Source organism: Serinicoccus chungangensis, assembly GCF_001483745.1.
GTDB lineage: Bacteria > Actinomycetota > Actinomycetes > Actinomycetales > Dermatophilaceae > Ornithinicoccus > Ornithinicoccus chungangensis_A.
Genome location: NZ_LQBL01000031.1, coordinates 163362 through 182674 on the forward strand (window position 1 = coordinate 163362; position 19313 = coordinate 182674).

At 73.2% G+C, this 19313-nt stretch carries 20 protein-coding genes; 8 read left to right on the plus strand and 12 right to left on the minus strand.

All coding sequences use genetic code 11. The annotated features are described in order from the left end of the window. Positions 1–2: 2 nt before the first annotated feature. From AVL62_RS13555 to clpB, 6 genes are all read right to left on the minus strand, one after another. A complete protein-coding gene (locus tag AVL62_RS13555; RefSeq protein WP_058892181.1) occupies positions 3–755 on the minus strand; it encodes an LppX_LprAFG lipoprotein in 753 nt (250 codons plus the stop codon). Positions 756–819: 64 nt separating this feature from the next. Further along, positions 820–1599, minus strand: coding sequence for a phosphate ABC transporter ATP-binding protein PstB (pstB, locus tag AVL62_RS13560; RefSeq protein WP_058892182.1), 780 nt, complete (start codon positions 1597–1599; stop codon positions 820–822). 38 nt (positions 1600–1637) lie between these two features. After that, positions 1638–2780, minus strand: a complete 1143-nt coding sequence (pstA, locus tag AVL62_RS13565) for a phosphate ABC transporter permease PstA (protein WP_058892183.1) — start codon at positions 2778–2780, stop codon at positions 1638–1640. Beyond that, positions 2780–3757 (minus strand): phosphate ABC transporter permease subunit PstC, encoded by a 978-nt coding sequence (gene pstC / locus AVL62_RS13570; RefSeq protein ID WP_058892184.1) that lies wholly within the window; start codon positions 3755–3757, stop codon positions 2780–2782. The genes pstA and pstC overlap by 1 nt, the downstream gene beginning before the upstream one ends. 105 nt (positions 3758–3862) lie before the next feature. Further along, positions 3863–4969 (minus strand): phosphate ABC transporter substrate-binding protein PstS, encoded by a 1107-nt coding sequence (gene pstS, locus AVL62_RS13575; protein WP_058892185.1) that lies wholly within the window; start codon positions 4967–4969, stop codon positions 3863–3865. Positions 4970–5160: 191 nt separating this feature from the next. Beyond that, positions 5161–7731 carry an ATP-dependent chaperone ClpB gene (gene clpB, locus AVL62_RS13580; protein ID WP_058892186.1) on the minus strand — a complete coding sequence of 857 codons (2571 nt, stop codon included), beginning with the start codon at positions 7729–7731 and terminating at the stop codon, positions 5161–5163. A gap of 225 nt (positions 7732–7956) precedes the next feature. On the opposite strand from clpB, the gene AVL62_RS17150 reads away from it, so the two are divergent. Both AVL62_RS17150 and AVL62_RS13590 read left to right on the plus strand, forming a co-directional pair. After that, complete coding sequence (locus AVL62_RS17150; RefSeq protein ID WP_058892187.1) at positions 7957–8301, plus strand: hypothetical protein; 345 nt, start codon at positions 7957–7959, stop codon at positions 8299–8301. A 2-nt stretch (positions 8302–8303) separates the two neighbouring features. Further along, on the plus strand, positions 8304–9743 hold the full coding sequence (locus AVL62_RS13590) for a hypothetical protein (protein ID WP_058892188.1): 1440 nt from the start codon (positions 8304–8306) through the stop codon (positions 9741–9743). Between the two features lie 13 nt (positions 9744–9756). Here AVL62_RS13590 and AVL62_RS13595 read toward each other — a convergent pair whose 3' ends face one another. Next, the gene (locus AVL62_RS13595) at positions 9757–10578 is read right to left on the minus strand and encodes a ZIP family metal transporter (RefSeq protein ID WP_153011800.1); all 822 of its coding nucleotides are present in this window, start codon (positions 10576–10578) and stop codon (positions 9757–9759) included. Between the two features lie 79 nt (positions 10579–10657). On the opposite strand from AVL62_RS13595, the gene AVL62_RS13600 reads away from it, so the two are divergent. Then, positions 10658–11176: an O-acetyl-ADP-ribose deacetylase gene (locus AVL62_RS13600; protein WP_058892316.1), complete on the plus strand. Its 519-nt coding sequence runs from the start codon at positions 10658–10660 to the stop codon at positions 11174–11176. 54 nt (positions 11177–11230) lie between these two features. Here the strand turns inward: AVL62_RS13600 and AVL62_RS13605 are convergent, their stop codons facing one another. Together AVL62_RS13605 and AVL62_RS13610 are read right to left on the minus strand one after the other, a co-directional pair. Then, a complete protein-coding gene (locus AVL62_RS13605) occupies positions 11231–12760 on the minus strand; it encodes a CYTH and CHAD domain-containing protein (protein WP_058892190.1) in 1530 nt (509 codons plus the stop codon). A gap of 65 nt (positions 12761–12825) precedes the next feature. Continuing rightward, entirely contained in the window at positions 12826–13134 is a 309-nt protein-coding gene (locus AVL62_RS13610; protein ID WP_235585707.1) for a ribonuclease E inhibitor RraB, read from the minus strand. A gap of 332 nt (positions 13135–13466) precedes the next feature. Between AVL62_RS13610 and AVL62_RS13615 the strand changes: the two genes are divergently transcribed. Beyond that, a complete protein-coding gene (locus tag AVL62_RS13615) occupies positions 13467–14090 on the plus strand; it encodes a GNAT family N-acetyltransferase (RefSeq protein ID WP_153011801.1) in 624 nt (207 codons plus the stop codon). Here the strand turns inward: AVL62_RS13615 and AVL62_RS13620 are convergent. Genes AVL62_RS13620 through AVL62_RS13630 form a run of 3 tightly spaced genes read right to left on the minus strand, consistent with a single transcriptional unit; the run spans position 14002 to position 17400 of the window. Then, positions 14002–15243: an MFS transporter gene (locus AVL62_RS13620; protein ID WP_058892193.1), complete on the minus strand. Its 1242-nt coding sequence runs from the start codon at positions 15241–15243 to the stop codon at positions 14002–14004. The two genes, AVL62_RS13615 and AVL62_RS13620, sit on opposite strands and share 89 nt — an antisense overlap. Next, positions 15240–16355 (minus strand): ATP-binding protein, encoded by a 1116-nt coding sequence (locus AVL62_RS13625; protein WP_083518963.1) that lies wholly within the window; start codon positions 16353–16355, stop codon positions 15240–15242. The genes AVL62_RS13620 and AVL62_RS13625 overlap by 4 nt, the downstream gene beginning before the upstream one ends. Before the next feature lie 28 nt (positions 16356–16383). Continuing rightward, complete coding sequence (locus AVL62_RS13630) at positions 16384–17400, minus strand: threo-3-hydroxy-L-aspartate ammonia-lyase (protein WP_235585708.1); 1017 nt, start codon at positions 17398–17400, stop codon at positions 16384–16386. Positions 17401–17512: 112 nt separating this feature from the next. Between AVL62_RS13630 and AVL62_RS13635 the strand changes: the two genes are divergently transcribed. The 4 genes from AVL62_RS13635 to AVL62_RS13645 all read left to right on the plus strand — a co-directional run bounded on the left by AVL62_RS13635 (position 17513) and on the right by AVL62_RS13645 (position 19242). Next, positions 17513–17773, plus strand: coding sequence for a hypothetical protein (locus tag AVL62_RS13635; protein ID WP_058892196.1), 261 nt, complete (start codon positions 17513–17515; stop codon positions 17771–17773). A 69-nt stretch (positions 17774–17842) separates the two neighbouring features. Next, positions 17843–17995: a hypothetical protein gene (locus tag AVL62_RS17355; RefSeq protein ID WP_161937891.1), complete on the plus strand. Its 153-nt coding sequence runs from the start codon at positions 17843–17845 to the stop codon at positions 17993–17995. Further along, positions 17996–18562 (plus strand): hypothetical protein, encoded by a 567-nt coding sequence (locus AVL62_RS13640; protein WP_058892197.1) that lies wholly within the window; start codon positions 17996–17998, stop codon positions 18560–18562. An 80-nt stretch (positions 18563–18642) separates the two neighbouring features. Further along, positions 18643–19242, plus strand: a complete 600-nt coding sequence (locus tag AVL62_RS13645) for a class I SAM-dependent methyltransferase (RefSeq protein ID WP_058892198.1) — start codon at positions 18643–18645, stop codon at positions 19240–19242. The last annotated feature ends 71 nt before the right edge of the window (positions 19243–19313 follow it).

The following is a 19313-nucleotide window of genomic DNA, read 5'->3' on the forward strand; positions in this document are numbered from 1 at the left end:
CCTCAGGGCTGCGTCACCGTGACCGGCTCGCCGTAGGCGTCCAGCGTCACGGTGTAGGTCGACGTCGCCGGCGGGTAGAAGGGTCCGGTGATCTCCACGCTGCGGACCTGCCAGTCCTCCTCGACCAGACCGTAGGTCACGTCGAACTCGGACTCGGCGTCGCCGACGAGGAGCAGGTCCGTGACCGTCTCCCCCGGGAGCGTGCCGACGACCTGCTGCACCACCTCGGCCCCGGCCCGGGAGCGCTCTCCGAACTCCGGCCCCTGGGTCTGCTCGAGCAGACCCACGAGACCGTCCTCGGGGTCGAAGAGCGTCGCCGGGTCCGGCACCCCCAGCTCGGCCGGGTCGGTGTTGACGTGGGCGGGGACGTAGGGCAGCTTCACCCACAGCTCGCCGTCGAGGGCCACCGTCGGGATGTCGGCTTGCACCCCCGCGATGACGGCGGTGATGGTGCCGTCGAAGGCGGGCGGCTCCATGGTGCCGGCACCCTCGGCGCTGATGATGTAGGACGTCTCGTCCTCCGGCAGGTCCGTGCCGGTGAGCGTCAGACCGACCGACCCCGCGTCGACCAGCACGTCGTGCGCCTGGGCCAGCCGGTCGGCGGCGGTCGGCGGCGGTGGCGCCGAGGAGGTGGCCGACTCGTCGGCGCCGTCGCTGCACCCGGCGAGCACCAGGGCGAGGACCGCGGCCGGCGCCAGCGCCAGCCTCGCCCCGCCCGTCCGGGTGAGGGTGTGCCGTCCGCCGCGAGACCTCATACGTCCAGTATCACGCACCCGCCGCCCGAGCGGGGCGGCAGCGCGCGCGACCGGCGGCGACCGGTCACCCGAAGCGGCCGGAGATGTAGTCCTCGGTCGCCTGCTGGCCCGGGTTGTTGAAGATGTTCTGGGTGGAGTCGTACTCGACCAGCTCGCCGGGCTTGCCGGTCGCCTCGAGGTTGAAGAAGCCGGTCTTGTCCGAGACCCGCGCCGCCTGCTGCATGTTGTGCGTGACGATGACGACGGTGTAGCGGTCCTTGAGCTCGTTGATGAGGTCCTCGATGGCCAGGGTGGAGATGGGGTCGAGCGCGGAGCACGGCTCGTCCATGAGGATGACCTCGGGCTGGATGGCGATCGCCCGGGCGATGCACAGCCGCTGCTGCTGCCCGCCGGACAGCCCGGACCCGGGCTTGTCGAGGCGGTCCTTGACCTCGTTCCACAGGTTGGCCCCGCGCAGCGCCTTCTCGGTGAGCTCGTCGGCCGCCTTGCTGGAGATGCGCTTGGAGTTGAGGCGCACCCCGGCGAGGACGTTCTCCTTGATGGTCATGGTCGGGAACGGGTTGGGCCGCTGGAAGACCATCCCGACCTGGCGGCGGACGTCGACCGGGTCGACGCCGCGGCCGTAGAGGTTGGTGCCGTCGATGGCGACCTCGCCCTTCACGTAGGCGCCCGGGATGACCTCGTGCATGCGGTTGAGGGTGCGCAGCACCGTCGACTTCCCGCAGCCGGACGGACCGATGAACGCGGTCACGGACCGCGGCTCGATGGTCATCGAGACGTTCTTCACGGCGTGGAAGTCGCCGTAGTAGATGTCGAGATCCTTGACGTCGATGCGCTTGGACATGTGCGTGATTCTCTCTTCTCCGGACAGGGGGTATGCCGTCAGCGGCCGGTCTTGGGGGCGAAGAACGTCGCGATGACGCGGGCCACGAGGTTGAGCGTGACGACGATGAGCACGAGCAGCAGCGCAGCCGCCCAGGCCCGCTCCCGGCTCGGCTCGATGAGCGCCGGGTCGAGGGGCTTGGTGAACATCCAGTAGGTGTAGACGGCGAGGCTGTTGATCGGCCCCTCGAACATGTTGGTGTTGAAGCTGCGGGCGAACCCGATGGCCACGAGCAGCGGGGCGGTCTCCCCGATGACGCGGGCGATGGCCAGGGTGATCCCGGAGGCCAGGCCCGAGGCCGCGGTGGGCAGCACCACCTTGGCGATGGTGCGCCACTTCGGCACGCCGAGCGCCAGGGAGGCCTCGCGCAGCTCGTTGGGCACGATCCGCAGCATCTCCTCGCTGTTGCGCACGACGGTCGGGATCATGAGGACCGACAGGGCGACCGCGCCGGCGATGCCCATCTTGGCGTCCCGGATCCCGACGACCTGGGTGAACAGCGCGAACGCGAAGAGGCCGGCGACGATCGACGGGATGCCGGTCATGACGTCCACGAGGAAGCGGATGCCCTTGGACAGGTGGTTGCCGGCGCCGTACTCGACGAGGTAGATCGCGGTGAACATGCCGATGGGCACCGAGATCAGCGCGGCCGTGCCGGTGATGATGAGGGTGCCGATGATGGCGTGGCCCGCACCGCCGGCGAGGGTGTCGGTCTCCCCGCTCGCGTAGGCCTGGTCGTCCGCACCGGTGATCCCGACCATGTCCTGGGTCCAGAAGCCGGGGCTGAAGGCCAACGGCAGCCCCTGGCTGAAGACGGTCCAGAGCATGGAGATCAGGGGCACGATGGCGCAGACGAAGGCGGCGTAGACCAGCCAGCGCATGACCACGTCGGTCGCGACCCGCGAGCCGCCGAGGGAGCGGTAGGTCGCCCACGAGGCCACGAGGAACACCACGTAGGACGCGACCAGGGAGAAGACCGGGTTGAGGTCGACGACGAACCACAGCGCCAGCCACAGCAGGACGGCGCCGGCGCCGATGACCATGAGCGGCCGGGGGCTGGTGGCCCGGACGGGTGAGGGGACGTAGTCCGGCTCCGCGCCGCGAGGGGTGGTGTCCGGGGGCGTCGTCGTGGTGGTGCTCATCAGTTGGCTCCGGAGAACTCGGCCCGGCGCTCGACGATCCAGCGAGCGACGAGGTTGACGGCCAGGGTGAGGAGGAAGAGGACCAGCCCGGCGGCGATGAGCTCGGACAGGCGCAGCCCGGCGGCCTCGGGGAAGTTGAGCGCGATCTCGGCGGGGATGGTGTTGTTGCCGGTCCCGATGATGTTCCAGGTGAAGACCCCGGGCGAGAGGATGATGGCCACCGCCATCGTCTCGCCGAGCGCGCGGCCCAGGCCGAGCATGACCCCGCCGATGACGCCCGGGCCACCGAAGGGCAGCACGGCCGTGCGGATCATCTCCCACTGCGTCGCCCCGAGGGCCAGCGCCGCCTCCTCGTGCAGCCGGGGCGTCTGCAGGAACACCTCCCGCGAGACCGAGGTGATGATCGGCAGGATCATCACCGCCAGCACGACCGACGCGGTCATGAGGGTCCGCCCGGTGGCCGAGCTGTCGGCGAAGAAGGGCAGGAAGCCGAGGTTGGCCTCGAGCCAGTCGAGCAGCGGGACGAGCCGGGGGGCGAAGACGAACAGGCCCCACATGCCGAAGACGACCGAGGGGACCGCCGCCAGCAGGTCGATGACGAACCCGATGGTGCGTCCGATGCGCGGGGGCGCGTAGTGGGACACGAAGAGCGCGATCCCGACCGCGACCGGCGTGGCGAGGACGAGGGCGACGATCGAGGAGACGACGGTGCCCAGCAGCATCGGCCAGACGTAGCTCCAGAACCCGTTACCGCCGCTGATCTCCTCGGCCGGCGCGGTGAGGGCCGGCATGCCCTGCCAGACCAGGAAGATCGCCACCAGGGCGAGGATCAGCAGGATCAGGACCCCGGAGAACAGGGACGTGCCGCTGAAGACGACGTCCCCGGCCCGGCGCTTGACCTTGCCGCCGCCGCCGGTCGGGGGCTCGGTCGTGGCGACGCCACCGCCCCGGTCCGGCTCGGGCTGCGTTGTGCTCATCGTGGGCCTCTCGTCTGCGGTCGACGACCGTCACACGCCCGCGACGACGGACGTCCCCCGTGGGTGACGTCCGCCGTCATGGCGTGCTCGCGGGTCCGAACGGGCTCAGCCGCCCTGGATCATGTCGATGGAGGACATGACCTGCTCACGGGTGCTCTCCCCGATGGGGGCCGAGCCGGCCGCGTCGGACGCGGCCTGCTGGCCCTCCTCGGAGGCGACGTACTCCAGGAACGCCTTGACGTTGTCGGCGCGCTCGGCGTCGTCGTACTCCTTGCAGGCGATGTGGTAGCTCACCAGGACGATCGGGTAGGCACCGGACTCGGTGGTGTCCCGCGCCAGCTCCAGGGCCAGGTCGCCCTCGACACCGGTCTCGGCCGGCTCGGAGTTCTCGACGACCCGCGCGGCCGCCTCCGGGGAGAACGGGACGAACTCCTCGCCGACCCCGATCGAGGCGGACTGCCCGGTCACGGCGGAGGCGTCGGCATACCCGATGGTGCCCTCGGTCGAGTTGATGACCTGCATGACACCGGTGGTCTGCGCGGCGGCCTCGCCACCCTCGACCGGCCAGGCGTCGGAGGGCTCGTGCGGCCACGCGTCCGGGGCGGCGGCGGTGAGGTACTCCAGGAAGTTCTCCGTGGTGCCCGAGTCGTCGGACCGGTGCACGACGGTGATCTCGGTGCCCGGCAGCTCGGCGTCCGGGTTGTCCGCGGCGATCGCCTCGTCGTCCCACGTGGTGATGTCGCCGTTCATGATGCCGGCGAGCACCTCCGGGGCGAGGTTGAGCTCGTCCACCCCGGGCAGGTTGTAGGGGACGGCGACCGGCGAGATGTACATCGGCAGGTTGATGGCCTCGCCACCGGCGCAGGCGTCGGCGACCATGCCGCGCTCGTCCTCGTCCAGGTAGGCGTCGGAGCCGGCGAAGTCCGTCGCGCCGGCGAGGAACTGCTCGCGCCCGGCACCCGAGCCGACGGCGTCGTACTGCACCTCGACCTCGGGCTGCACCTCGAGGTAGCCGGCGATCCAGGCGGTCATCGCGGACTCCTGCGAGGAGGCGCCGGCGCCGACCAGGCGGCCGGACAGCTCGCCGCCCCCGGACTCCGAGCCGCCTCCGGCCTCGCCCTCCGAGCTGCTGTCGTCTCCGCCGCAGGCGGCGAGCGCGAAGGACGCCGCCATGGCGATGGCGACCGTGCGGGTCAAGCGGTGCTGCTTCACGGGGAACCTCTCTCAACGTCTGTCAGGGATCGTGGCCCCGGGCCGGTGGCGGAGCACCGGCGCGTCCAGGGGCACGCTGGCGGCATCGCCAACGCTTGAGAAGGTAGGAGCCGCACGTGACGCGATCTACGGCCTTGGGTGAACGAGTGGTGAACGAGGGGCGAAGGTCCGGCAGGCGGGGCCGCCCCCGCTCACCGCAGCAGGAGCTCCCCGGTGCCCTCGTCGAGGTCGACGACGACGTGGGAGCCGTCGCGCACCTCGCCGGAGAGCAGCAGCCGCGCCAGCCGGTCCCCGATCTGGGTCTGCACCAGGCGGCGCAGCGGTCGCGCGCCGTAGGCCGGGTCGTAGCCCCGCTCGGCCAGCCAGGACGAGGCGGCACCGGTGACCTCCAGGCCGATGCGGCGCCCCTCGAGCCGGCGGGCCAGCTCGGCGACCTGCAGCCCCACGATGGTGGCCAGCTCCTCGCGGGTCAGCGCGTCGAAGATGACGACCTCGTCCAGCCGGTTGAGGAACTCGGGCTTGAAGCTGGCCCGGACGGTGCCCATGACCTGCTCGCGCTTGGTCTGCTCGTCGGTGGTCGGGTCGACGAGGAACTGGCTGCCCAGGTTGGACGTCATGACGAGGATGACGTTGCGGAAGTCGACCGTGCGTCCCTGCCCGTCGGTGAGCCGGCCGTCGTCGAGCACCTGCAGCAGGATGTCGAAGGTCTCCGGGTGGGCCTTCTCCACCTCGTCCAGCAGCACCACGCTGTAGGGCCGGCGGCGGACCGCCTCGGTGAGCTGACCGCCCTCGTCGTACCCGACGTAGCCGGGGGGCGCCCCGATGAGGCGCGCGACCGCGTGCCGCTCGGCATACTCCGACATGTCGATGCGCACCATGGCCCGCTCGTCGTCGAAGAGGAAGTCCGCGAGGCTCTTGGCGAGCTCGGTCTTGCCGACCCCGGTGGGGCCGAGGAAGAGGAAGGAGCCCTGCGGGCGGTCGGGGTCGGAGATGCCGGCCCGCGAGCGGCGCACCGCGTCGGAGACGAGCCGCACCGCGGTGTGCTGGCCGATGAGCCGCTCACCGAGCACCGACTCCATCCGGAGCAGCTTCTCGGTCTCGCCCTCGAGCAGCCGGCCGGCCGGGATGCCGGTCCAGGCGGAGATGACGTCGGCCACGTCGTCCGCGCCCACCTCGTCCTTGACCATGGGCGTGGCGTCGCTGCTCCGCTCGAGCGCCGACTCCTCCTCCTGGGCGGTCGCCAGCTCGGCCTCGGCGGCAGGGATCTCGCCGTAGAGCAGGCGCGAGGCACCCTCGTAGTCCCCCTGGCGCTGCAGCCGCTCGGCCTGCGTGCGCAGGTCGTCGAGCCGCGCCTTGAGCTCACCGACCCGGTTGAGGCCGGTCTTCTCCGCCTCCCAGCGCGCCGTGAGCGCCGCCAGCTCCTCGCGGCGGTCGGCGAGGTCGGAGCGCAGCTTCTCCAGCCGGGCCCGGGACGCCTCGTCCTCCTCCCGCGCCAGGTGCATCTCCTCCATGGTCAGCCGGTCGACCTGCCGCTGCAGCTGGTCGATCTCGACCGGCGAGGAGTCGATCTCCATCCGCAGCCGGCTCGCGGCCTCGTCCACGAGGTCGATGGCCTTGTCCGGAAGCTGGCGGCCGGGGATGTAGCGGTCGGAGAGGTCGGCCGCGGCGACGAGGGCCGAGTCCTCGATGGCCACCTTGTGGTGCGCCTCGTAGCGCTCCTTGAGCCCGCGCAGGATGGCGATGGTGTCCTCGACCGAGGGCTCGCCGACGAAGACCTGCTGGAAGCGGCGCTCGAGGGCGGCGTCCTTCTCGATGTTCTCGCGGTACTCGTCCAGCGTGGTGGCGCCGACCATCCGCAGCTCACCGCGGGCCAGCAGCGGCTTGAGCATGTTGCCCGCGTCCATCGAGGAGTCGCCGCTGGCACCGGCCCCGACGACGGTGTGCAGCTCGTCGATGAAGGTGACGACCTGCCCGTCGCTGCCGGTGATCTCGGCGAGCACCGCCTTGAGCCGCTCCTCGAACTCCCCGCGGTACTTCGCGCCGGCGACCATCGCCCCCAGGTCCAGGGAGATGAGCGTCTTGTCGCGCAACGACTCGGGGACGTCCCCGGCGACGATGCGCTGGGCCAGGCCCTCGACGACCGCGGTCTTGCCGACGCCGGGGTCGCCGATGAGGACGGGGTTGTTCTTGGTGCGCCGGGACAGCACCTGGACCACGCGGCGGATCTCGGCGTCCCGGCCGATGACCGGGTCCAGTTTGCCCTCGCGCGCCATCGCGGTGAGGTCGGTGCCGTACTTGCCGAGCGCGTCGAAGGTGGCCTCGGGGTCGGCGGAGTCCACCCTCTTGCCGCCGCGCAGCGCGGGGATGCGCTCGGCCAGGGCGTCCGCGTCGACCCCGGGCACGACTCCCGCCCGGGCCAGGGCCAACAGCAGGTGGTCGGTCGAGACGAAGGTGTCGCCCATCGCCGACATGGCGTCCTGGGCCCCCTTGACGACGCCGTGCATGGCCCGGGACAGACCCGGGTTGCCCATGCTGGACCCGCTGGCGCGCGGCAGGCCGGCCAGCGCGGCGTCGGCGGCCTGCTTGGCCGCCTGCGGGCTGGACCCGGCCGCCTCGAGCAGCGGTCCGGTCGTCGTGTCGCCCTGCTGGCTCAGCGCCGCGAGCAGGTGCGCGGGCTCGACCTGGGCGTGCCCCGCCGCCGCGGCGTCCCGCACCGCGGTCGACAGGGCCTCCTGGGCCTTGCTGGTGAGGTTGAGATCCATGGGTGTCCCCTGTCCTCCCCGACCGGGAGCGGTGTGCTCGACGGCCGTGTCGTGTCGTTCGAAGAATGTCTGATCAGGTCAACATCGACAAAGTTGAGCGCATTCCGCTCAACCCTGGGTGGCCCGGTCGGGTGACGGGGTGCGGCCGGGCGGTCGTGGTTCTATACTCCCCTCAGGTCCAGCCGTGGCAGGGCGGCTGTCGATCACCAGGAGGGGGTCCACGCGATGTGCGACGACGGCACCGGCACCCACGAGATGGTGCCGAACCCGCGCAAGGAGCGGCTCAGGACGACGCTCACCCACCTCGCCCCCGATCTCGAGGCCCTGCGGACGGCCTTCGACCCGGCCGAGCGGGCCATGTCGGCGGGGGCGTGGACGGGCCGGCCCGCGGATCGGTTCGGCGACGGGCTGTCCGCCCGCGCCCGCCGGCTGGGCCGGGCCGCCGAGCAGGCGCGGGAGCAGCTCCTGGAGGAGCTGGCGGCCGAGCCGGAGGAGGTGCGGCGCTGCGAGACCCTCGGCGGGGCCCCGTTCTTCCCGCTGAGCACGCCGCCGCTCGGGAGCGGTGGCTGAGCGTGGCGACGGTATCGGTGGACATCGAGGCCATGCGGGACCTGGTGCGCACCCTGAAGGGGGTGGAGGACGAGGTCGCAAGGGCGGAGTCCCGGGTCGTGCAGGCGCTCACCCGGTTCGGGCTGTCGTCCCGCGACCTGTCGGGCGTCGCCGAGATCGGCGACTGGGCGACCCGCAAGCACCTGGTGCTGCGCAACCAGCTCTTCTACGCGGAGTGGCTGGCGGCGAGCGCGCCGGGCATCCAGCGCACCGTGTCCTACGACCACCAGGCCGTGCCCGACCTGTCCTACGAGGAGGCCAAGCAGTTCGCCGACCGGGCCCGTGACCTCATGGACACCTACACCATGCCGCCGCCGCAGGAGCTCATCGACCTCCTGGAGCGCTACGGCGGGGACGCGACCTTCGCCCTGCTCGTCCTCGACGGCTACCGCGAGGGCGACGGCTACGCGAGCACCGACATGGGGCCGAGCATCGACCTCGACTACCTCGCGGCGCTGGACGACTCGCCCGCCTCGGAGCGCTTCCTCCAGCTGTATGCCGGTTCGCTCGGCGTCCTCAGCCACGAGTTCGACTTCCCCGGTGCCGAGGACGTGACCGACGCTCGCGCCTTCGCGCTGCTCGCCAGCCGCGGCGACTGGTCGGCCGACTGGCTGGTCGGCCTGGGCGAGGACGTCATCCGCATCGAGCGGGAGGACCCCGAGGCGTGGGCGGCCGAGATGGCCGAGACGTCGCGCTTCCGCTACGACCGCCTGCCCGTCTTCCGCGACCCGCAGGGCGCGGACGTCATCGACCCCATGCCCTGGGTCCTGGAGGCGATGAGCCGCAACCCGGAGGCCCTGCGGGCGTTCCTCCTGGGGGGCGAGGACGTCCCGATCCGGGTCGAGGACGGGGAGGACGACTGGGACGTCGACATCCCGGCGAACCTGCGCCACCTCGCCCTGGAGCGGGGGTGGATGCAGGACCGCGGGGCCAGCCTGGGTGCGGCCCTCGTCGAGCTCTCGGCCCTGGACCCGGGCAGCATCGACCAGCACCTGGAGAACCTGGACCGGCTCAAGCCGATGGACGGCTTCAACCCGTTGTCCTTCTTCACCCACCTCGGGCTGGACATCATCGGGCTCGTCCCGGGGGTCGGCGAGTGGGCCGACGGGCTCAACGTCGCGCTCTACGTCGGGGAGGGGAAGTACGTCAACGCCGGCTTCTCCTCCGCCGCCGCCATCCCCGGTGCAGGCACCGGGTCGACGATCGCCAAGTGGATCCGGCACGTCAACCAGGCCGGGTATGCCGGGGGCGTCACCCTCACCGCGAAGGACATCAAGGACCTCATCCGGTTCCGGAACCACGCCGACCAGGGGGACGTGTCGGGTCCCGGGCTGGACGCCCTGGACGACGCCGACGTGCCGCGGCAGCGGGTCGGCGGGTGGCAGGGCGCACCGGCCCGCTGAGGGGCCTGGGCTCTCACCGCCGCAGCAGCGCCAGCGAGAGGACCATGACGACGGCCCCGAGGAAGAGACCGACCAGGACCTCGCGGTGGCCCACGGCATACCGGCGGGCGCCCGGGACGAGCTCGAGCAGGCTGACCGCGATCATCATCCCCGCGACCAGGGCGAGGGACAGGTCGAGCCAGGCGGGTGGCAGCAGGGCCCGCAGCGCCAGGTAGCCGAGCAGCCCACCGGCAGGCTCGGCGAGCCCGCTGAGCGTCGCCCACAGCATCGCCTGCCTCCGGTTGCGGGTCGCCACGTAGATGGGCGCGGCCACCGCCAGGCCCTCCGGCACGTTGTGGATGGCGATCGCGAACGCCAGGACCACCCCGCCGGCCGGGTCCTCGACGGTCGACAGGAAGGTCGCCAGGCCCTCCGGCAGGTTGTGCAGCGTGACCACCAGGGCGATGAGGACGCCGCTGCGCAGCAGGGTCGGGTCCAGGCCCCGGACGTCGGGCACACCCGGCGCCGGGCGGTGCGGGAGGAGCCGGCGGAGGGCGTAGACGACCCCGGCACCGAGGGCCATCGCGCCCAGCACCGCGGCGACCGCGGGACCTCGACCGAGCGCCCCGGTCATGCTGTCGAGGGCGGCGGGGGCGATCTCGACGAGCGAGATCGTCAGCATCAGGCCAGCGGCGAAGGCCAGGGCCACCGCCATCGCCCCCGGCCGGACCATCCTCGACCGGGTGCCGATCACCCCGCCGACGCTGGTGGCCAGCCCCGCGAGCAGGGTGACGCCGAGAGCCAGCAGCACGGCATACCTCCTTGCGGGTCGTGCGTCGGACCGGGACGGCCTCACGGCCGACATCGTGGTCGGCCGACTGACGGTACCTCCCGGACGGTCGCGGACCGCGGGAGGACGGGGCACCATGGGGACCATGCGCATCACTGCCGAGCACGGGGACCTCACGACGACGAGCGTGGACGCCGTGGTCAACGCCGCCAACTCGACGCTGCTGGGCGGGGGTGGTGTCGACGGGGCCCTGCACTCGGCCGCCGGCCCGGAGCTCCTCGAGGAGTGCCGACGGGTCCGGGCCGCGCGCTGGCACGACGGGATGCCGGTCGGGGAGGCGGTGGCGACGGGGGCCGGACGGCTGCCGGCGCGATGGGTCGTTCACACCGTCGGGCCCGACCGGCACCGCGGCCAGACCGACCCTGCCCTGCTCGCGTCCTGCTTCCGGCGCAGCCTGGAGGTGGCGCACGAGGTGGGAGCGCGGTCGGTCGCCTTCCCGGCCATCAGCCCCGGCATCTACGGCTGGGCCCCGGCCGAGGTGGCCCGGGTGGCGGTGCGGACCGTGCGGGACACCGCACCGGAGGTGCCGTCCGTGACCGAGGTCCGGTTCGTCCTCTTCGGCCCCGAGGTGCTGGGGCACTTCGAGCGGGCGCTGGATGACTGACGGGGGCCCTGACGAGCGGGACGCGACCGCTCCGGTCGCGACCTGTCGGCACCGTCAGGGCCAGCCGTGCTCCAGAGCCCGAGCGAGCGCCATCTCGCCGTCGCGGGCGGCCTGTGCCCTCCTGACCGCCTGCGCGGCGAGCACCCCGTAGGTGTAGCCCGGCTCCCCCGCCTCCTGCGCCGCCGCAGCGACCTCCCGCAGCCACTCGGCCGCCAGGGCGGCGTCCTGGACGGCGCCCAGCGTCTCGGTGACCTGCTCCCACACCTCGGCGGCGTCGGCCGCCTCCGCGCCCAGCGCGGGGGCGAGCGCCTCGCACGCGTAGCGCACCGCCTTGGCCTTCTTGCGGGCCTCGTGCAGCAGGGGCAGCTGCTGGGGCCCTTCGGCCCGCTCCGCGGCCCGGGCCTGCGTCCGTGCCCGGTCGACCGCGTCGGCCACGAGACCGGGAAGGACCTCCTCTGCAGGCTGGTGGGCGCGTCCTCGCCAGGGTGGCACGGCCAGCAGGTCCATGAGCTGGTCCAGCAGCTCGCGGTACCGGTCGGAGTCCAGCACCTGGACCAGGGCCCGGTGCGCCGCCGCGTGGCGCTGCTCCAGCTCCGTGCTCACCCGCTCGCGCACGGGGCCGACCACCTCGTGTTGCGGCAGGTCGTCGACCGCGACGAGGAGGTGGTCGCGCATCACCTCGGCGTCGCGCGGCTCGCCCAGAGCGGTCGCGAACCACCGGATCTCCTGGCGCAGGGGGTCGGCGACGTCACGGTCGAGGAGTCGTCGGAACGTGCGGAGGGCGCTGCGCAGCCGCCTGGTGGCGACCCGCGCCTTGTGGACGGCGTCCGGCGCGTCCGTGCGCACGTCGTCCTCACGGCCCACGACGACCGCGACCTGGGCCGCGAGGTAGGCCAGCACGACGTCGGCAGCCGGGCCGTCCGCGGCCGGTCCCTCACCTCGTCGGGCCCGCTCGGGCCGGGGGCCGAGGGCACGGGACAGCTTGGAGGGGTCCTCGGCGAGAGGGAGGCCCTGGCGCTCGACGGTGTCGGCCACCTGCCGGAGGAGCGCGTCGTCGCCGTCGACGAGCTCGACCTCCAGCTCACGCCAGGTCTCCCCCGCCGGCAGGGCGGTCACCCGGTCGTCGCACAGCCGGGCGAGCACCACCTCCGGGCGGGCCGGATCGAGCAGGTCGAGCTCGAGACGGTGCGTGACCAGCACGGCCGCGGGGAGCAGGGCGCCGTCCGGACCGTCCGGCAGGGCGTGCCCGAGGGTGGCCAGGACCTCCTCACGGAGCGTCTCCGGCACCCGCAGCCGACCCGGGCCGTCAGCGAGCGGGGCGTGCACCTCCAGCCGGGTGCCGTCGGGGAGCGGTGACTTGAGGTGCCAACCGGCGTCCGGACCTCCCTCGCGTCGGCGCAGCGTGATGCGGTGACGCACGAGGTGCAGGGCCTGGGTGTCGAGGTAGACGGCACGCAGATGCTGCTCGTGCACCGGTCCCACCTCGACGAGCTCGCCCAGCGCGGGCAGCGGGTCGTCCGCGCCGATGGCGAACTTCAGCTCGGCCTCGACCTGCTGCATACCCGCCTCGCTCTCCGTGGCCACGTGCCTCCCGACCTGGTCCTGACGATCCAGGTCGGTGCACCCACGACCCTAGGCGGGCCCGGCGGTCAACGCGTGGCGGGCCGGGGGTCGCCCGGCTCGTCGTACCACCCGTCGTGCTCGCGAGCCAGCTCGGTGAAGCGTTCGCGCAGTCCCTCGTAGGCCCCGCCCCCTGCCGCGTCCGGCAACCGGGTGTCACGGACGTGCACGACCCAGGCGGACTCTCCCGACCCCTGTCGGCTCTCGCCCTCGGGCACGACCTGCACCTGCCGGAAGCCCTCCTCGTCCAGGTCCTCGGCGACGGCCTCGGCCTCGGCGCGGTCCGGCATGGCGACGAGGTGCTCGCTGCCGGGACGAGGGGGCTGTGCGGTGGTCACGCCTGCAGCGTATGAAGTGATCGCCTGCCCCGCCGGCAAGCTCGCCAGGGTGTCGACGACTCCCGGCACCACCAGGTCCGCAGACGTCACACTGATCCACCACCCGGATCAGCCCGCCGGTGATCCACCACCCGGGTCAGCGCGCCCCTGATCCGCCACCCGGGTCAACGCGCCATTGATCCACCACGCGAGTCAACGCGCCAGTGACTCACGACCAGAATCAGCGCGCCACTGATCCGGCATGAGACTCAGTGTGACGTCTCGGCGACCTGGTGGTCTGGGGTGCCCACGATCTGCGCCGCCCGGCGGCGCGCGCCAGTAGCATCGGCCCGGTGCCCGCGCTGCTGACCGACACCCCGACGCTGACCGGCGACCTGGTCCAGCTCCGACCCGTCACCGCGCGGGACGTCGGGCGGTTGCACGCGTTGATGCGCGACCCGGAGGTGGGGCGGCTCACCGGGTCGGTGCACGACGACGCGGAGGCCGGGCGCGACCCGTGGACGGTCGTTCAGCTGCAGGAGGTCTACGCGCGCTGGGCCCGTGACACCGACCGGCTGGTCTGGACGGTCGTCGAGCGCAGCACCGGCCAGGTCGCCGGCGAGGCGGTGCTGCTGGACCACGACCCCGGCAACGCCTCCATCGGCTTCCGCATCTGGCTGGGGGGCTCGCGCGACCGCGGACTCGGCACCGAGGCGACACGTCTCGCGGTCGGGCACGCCTTCGAGGTCCTGGGGCTGCACCGGGTCGAGCTCGAGGTCTACGCGTTCAACCCCCGGGCGCGGCGGGTCTACGAGAAGGTCGGCTTCGTGCTCGAGGGGACCAAGCGGGAGGCGCTGCGGTATGCCGACGGCTGGGTCGACTGCCACGTCATGGGGATCCTGGCGCGGGAGTGGTCACGGCCTCTCGACCCAGGGTCTCCGGCGCCCGGAACCACACCGCCGCCCCCAGCACGCTGACGACCCCGGTGGCGGCCAGGGCCGCACCGAAGCCGACGAGGTCGACCACGGCCCCGATGAGCACCGGCCCGACGATGACCCCGACGTCGGTCGCCATCTGGTAGGTGGACAGCACCGTGCCGCCCTTGCGCTCCTGGCCCACGATGTCGGCGACCGCCGCCTGCTGCGCCGGGTTGACGAAGCCTGCCCCCACCCCGGAGACGAAGCTCAGCCCCAGCAGCACCGCGAGCGAGGCCACGACGGCGAGGCCGGGCAGCAGGCTGAGCCCGAGCACCCCCAGCGACACCCCGGAGGTGACCATCCCCGCGATGACCAGCGGGCGCCGGCCCACCCGGTCGGCCAGGCGGCCGGTGACCTGCAGCGTGATCGCGGTGCCCAGGGCTGCGGCGGTCAGCGTCGCGCCGGCCACCCACGGCTGGTCCAGCACGGCCGCCGCGAGCAGCGGGATCACCGCCATCCGCACCCCGAGGTTGGCCCACCCGTTGGCCACGCCGCACGCCAGCGCCGCCCGGTACGCCCGGTCGCCCAGCGCCTCCCGCACCGTCAGGACCGGGCGGTCCTCCTCCCCCGCCGGCGGCCGCAGCCGCGCCCCACCCAGCCCCAGGCCCACGACCAGGGCCGCGAGGACGAGCGCGACGGCATACACGACGAAGGGCAGGCGCATCCCCCACCCGGCGATGAGGCCACCGATGACCGGCCCCAGCATCGACCCGATGATGAACGAGCTGCCCCACAGCGAGCTCACCCGTCCCCGGATCGTCGGCGGCGCCAGCCGCACCACGAGGGCGATCGCCGAGATGGTGAACATCGTCGAGCCGACGCCGCCGAGGCCGCGGAAGACGAGGAGCTGCCAGTAGGTCTGCGCGTACGCCGTGGCGAAGGAGGAGACGGCCACGATGAGCAGCCCGGTGAGGTAGACCGGACGCTCGCCCAGGCGCTGCACCAGCCGACCTCCGACCGGAGCGAAGACCAGCCGGCAGAACGCGAAGGCCGAGACCACGACCGTCGCCGCCGTCGCGCCGACGTCGAAGGAGCGCGCGAACCCCGGCAGCACGGGCGACACGAGGCCGAACCCGACGGCGATGACGAAGGACGCGCCGACGAGGATCCAGATCTCGGAGGGTATGCGGACCCGCTCGCCGACCGCGCTCACCCGCGCCTCAGGTGCTCGCGCAGGTAGGGCAGGGCCATGTCGACGAGTCCGTGGCCGGCCGGCACGATGAGCTCCCGGTCGATGAGCCGGCCGCGGACGACGTTGCCGTGCTGCTTGCTCACCCCGAGCCGGGCCGCCACCTCGCCCGTCGACGACGGCCCGTCGTCCTGCGCCATCGCCCGGAGGTAGTCGAGCTGGCCCTGCGGCACCTGCCGCAGGGCCGGGGTGTGCACCAGCCGGCTCATCCGGTCGACCACGACCGGCAGCGTGGCCTCCACGTCCGCGAGGGTGATGACCTCGTCGTCCCCCGCGGCGCGCCAGGCCTGGTAGCCCACGAGCTGCAGCAGGTAGGGGTAGCCGTGCACGACGTCGGCCAGCCGCTCCCCGGCCTCGGCGCTGATGACCCGCCCGGCCTCGCGCACCGTCCGGACCGCGGCGTCGAGGACCTCCTCGCGCCGCAGCGGGGCGAGGTCGACGCGTTCGGCGCGGCGCAGGAAGGTCGAGCCCTGCTGCCCCAGGAGGGCCGCGATCCCCGTGGGCAGACCGGCCCCGACGAAGGCGATCTCGCTCTCGTCGCGCAGCAGGTGCTGGTAGGCGGACGCCAGCCGGGCGACGTCCTCGATGGGGGCGGCCTGGACCTCGTCCAGGGTCAGCAGCACCCCGGTCCCGTGGGACCGGGCGATCTCGGCGAGCCGCTGCAGCATCGTCGCGACGCTGGGGGTCGTGGGGTAGGCCTCCGAGGTGTCGGTGGAGACCGACCCGACCGCGCTGATGCTGCCCCCGGTGATGCGGCGCCGCTGCGAGGTGGGGTCGTGCTCGGTGAGCCGGGCGGGCAGCACGGTCCGCTCCAGCTCGCTCATCAGCCCCGGGCCCTCCGGCAGCCGCAGCACGTGCCAGCCCCGGACCCGCGCCCGCTCCTCCAGCTCGTTGAGCAGGACGGTCTTGCCCATGCCGCGCGCCCCGCTCAGCAGGATCGAGCGCATGGGCGACCCGGGTCCCTCGTCGAGGGCGATGTCGAACTCGTCGAGCAGGTCGGCCCGGCCCGCCACCACCCGAGGGCTGGTGCCGAAGCTCGGACGGAAGGGGTTGCCCCCGCGCACCCTCACCGTCACGCCTCCAACCCTCGTGGTGTTTTACCTGTTATACCACGGCCTCGTCGTTTGACCTGTTGTACCCCAGCAGCTGCCCGTACCGCTCCGGGTCGACATTGCCCCCGGTGAGCACCACGCCGACGCGCTCACCCTCCTGCACCGGCACGGCCCCGCTCAGCACCGCCGCGAGCCCCAGCACTCCCGTGGGCTCGACCACCTGCTTGAGCGTGCCGGCGACCAGCGCCATCGCCGCGACGAGCTCCTCGTCGGTCGCGGTCACCACCGCGTCGACCCCGGAGCGCAGGATGGGGAAGGTCAGCTCGCCCAGGTGCTGGGTCTGCGCCCCGTCCGCGATCGTCACCGGGGTGTCGATGTGCACGATCCGCCCCTGCTCCAGGGAGCGGCGGGCGTCGTCCCCCGCGGCCGGCTCCACGCCGTACACCCGGGCCTGCGGGCAGAGGGCGCGCACGGCGAGGACGGACCCGGCCAGCAGCCCGCCCCCGCCCAGCGGGGTGACGAGCACGTCGAGCGGGCCGGCGTCCTCGACCAGCTCCCGGGCCGCCGTCCCCTGCCCTGCGATGACGTGCGGGTGGTCGTAGGGCGGCACCACCGTGGCCCCGCTCCCCCGGGCGATCTCGCGCCCGATCTCCTCGCGGTCCTGGGTGTAGCGGTCGTAGCGGACCACCCGGGCGCCGTAGCCCACCGTGGCCTCGACCTTGAGCCGCGGCGCGTCGTGCGGCATGACGATGGTGGCCGGTATGCCCAGCTCCCGGGCCGCGAGCGCGACCGCCTGGGCGTGGTTGCCGGAGGAGTAGGCGACGACCCCGGCCCGGCGCTGCCCCTCGTCGAAGGCTGACAGCGCGGTGAACGCGCCGCGGAACTTGAACGCCCCGACCCGCTGCAGGTGCTCGGCCTTGAGCAGCAGCCGGGCGCCGACCAGCGCGTCCAGCCGGCGCGAGGTCAGCACCGGCGTCCGGTGGGCCGCGCCGGCCAGCGTCGCCGCCGCGGCCTCGACGTCGGCGTAGGTCGGGAGGGTGGTGAGCGGCATACCCGCAGCGTGCGTCATGCGGTAAGGATTCGGCAACACCACCGCCCTCTCGGCCGGGCCACGCTGGCGGTATGACACGGACCCCAGCCACCCTGCTCGCCGCCCTCGCCACCGCCCTCGCGGTGGCCTCGTGCGCACCACCGACGACACCGAGGAGCCCGCCACGCCGGCCGCGAGCGCCGAGGCGACGACCGCGGAGGACATGAACTCCGAGGACGACATGGACGAGACGACCGAGGACATGGACGACGCGTCCACCGACGACATCGACGAGGAGGAGACCGGCACCACGGGCGGGATGAGCGGCTACGTCGACCACGACACGTATGCCGCCGACCCCGCCGCCTACGACGGCGGGCCGGTCGTGCTCTTCTTCCACGCCGACTGGTGACCCGACTGCCGCGCCACCGACGAGAACCTCACCACCGCAGGCCTGCCCGAGGGCCCCACCGTGGTCAAGGTGGACTTCGACGAGAGGACCGACCTGCGGCGGACCTACGGCGTCACCCAGCAGCACACCTTCGTCCAGGTCGACGCCGACGGCGAGGAGATCGCCACCTGGACGGGCGCCACCACGGGCGAGGAGATCCTCGCCCGGACCCAGGGCTCCTGAGTGCTCGCGCTGCTCGGCGCGCTCGTCGCGGGCGTCCTCACGACGCTCGCGCCCTGCGTGCTGCCGCTGCTCCCGGTCATCGTCGGCGGTTCCCTCGTCGGGGACGGCTCCCGCGCGGCGCAGGCCCGGCGCGCGGTGGTCGTGGCCGGGTCGTTGGGTCTGTCGGTGGCCGCCTTCACCCTGGTCCTCAAGGGCACGACGGCGCTCATCGGGGTGCCGCCCGAGGTCTGGCGCTGGCTCTCCGGCGGCATCCTGCTCGTCCTCGGCGTGGTGATGCTCGCCCCGAGGCTGTGGGAGCAGGTCAGCGCCCGGCTCGGCCTGGCCGCCTACTGCCTCGGCCTGAGCGCCACCCTGCTGGCCGTCGCGCTGGCCGGGCAGGGCCTGGTCCGGCGGCTGGGCTGGGCGGCCGACCCGCGCGGGTGGCTGCAGCGCGGCTTTGGGCTCGTCTTCGTCGCCGTCGGGATCGCCGTCGGCCTGGGCTGGGACCGCGAGCTGCAGGCCTGGATCCTCGAGCACTCTCCGGTCGCACCGTGGGAGCTGGACTCCGGCTTCATCCCCGAGCGGTGAGCCAGGACGCGGCGGCGCTAGCGTGAACGCCCGGCCGACGGCATACCGGATCCGTCGCCCGACGAGCCGAGGAGCCCCGTATGCCCCACCGCCCCACCCGCTGGGAGCTGGCCGGCGACCACACCCGTGAGTTCGGCGAGCGCCTCGCCCGCCTGGTCGCCGAGGGGGCCGACGTCGACGGCGAGGCGCGGCTGGCCGACGTGCTGGTGCCGCGGGGCGCCCGCGTCCTCGACGTCGGCTCCGGTATGGGGCGGGTGGCGGCCACGCTGCAGTCCCGCGGCCACCGGGTGACCGCCGTGGAGCCGGACCCGGCCCTCGTCGAGCAGTCGCGCCGGACCTACCCCGGGCTCGCGGTGACGCAGGCCGACATCCTCGAGGTCGACCTGGAGCCGGGCTACGACCTCGTCGTCCTCGTCGGCAACGTCATGGCGTTCCTGGCCGAGGGGACCGAGCGCGAGGTGCTGGGCCGCGTGCGCGCCCTGCTCGGTCCGGGCGGGCGGGTGCTCGTCGGGATGCACCAGCGTGGTGGGCCGGACCATGCGCGACGCTACCCGCCGGAGGAGCTCGAGGCGGACGCCCTGGCCTGCGGCCTGGACGTCGACCTGCGCGCCGGCTCCTACGAGCTGCACCCACCGGGGCCGGACTACTCGGTGTGGGTCCTGTCGCCGGTCGGCCCCTGACGGCAGCTGCCCCGAGCGCGCGTCCGGTGCGGCCCGAGCGCGCGTCCGGTGCGGCCCGAGCGCGCGTCCGG

Excerpts from the sequence above, each read along its gene's own strand:
- AVL62_RS13555 (WP_058892181.1), bottom strand. The coding sequence starts at position 755 with ATGAGGTCTCGCGGCGGACGGCACACCCTCACCCGGACGGGCGGGGCG.
- pstB (WP_058892182.1), bottom strand. The coding sequence starts at position 1,599 with ATGTCCAAGCGCATCGACGTCAAGGATCTCGACATCTACTACGGCGAC.
- pstA (WP_058892183.1), bottom strand. The coding sequence starts at position 2,780 with ATGAGCACCACCACGACGACGCCCCCGGACACCACCCCTCGCGGCGCG.
- pstC (WP_058892184.1), bottom strand. The coding sequence starts at position 3,757 with ATGAGCACAACGCAGCCCGAGCCGGACCGGGGCGGTGGCGTCGCCACG.
- clpB (WP_058892186.1), bottom strand. The coding sequence starts at position 7,731 with ATGGATCTCAACCTCACCAGCAAGGCCCAGGAGGCCCTGTCGACCGCG.
- AVL62_RS17150 (WP_058892187.1), top strand. The coding sequence starts at position 7,957 with ATGTGCGACGACGGCACCGGCACCCACGAGATGGTGCCGAACCCGCGC.
- AVL62_RS13600 (WP_058892316.1), top strand. The coding sequence starts at position 10,658 with ATGCGCATCACTGCCGAGCACGGGGACCTCACGACGACGAGCGTGGAC.
- AVL62_RS13630 (WP_235585708.1), bottom strand. The coding sequence starts at position 17,400 with ATGACGCACGCTGCGGGTATGCCGCTCACCACCCTCCCGACCTACGCC.
- AVL62_RS13645 (WP_058892198.1), top strand. The coding sequence starts at position 18,643 with ATGCCCCACCGCCCCACCCGCTGGGAGCTGGCCGGCGACCACACCCGT.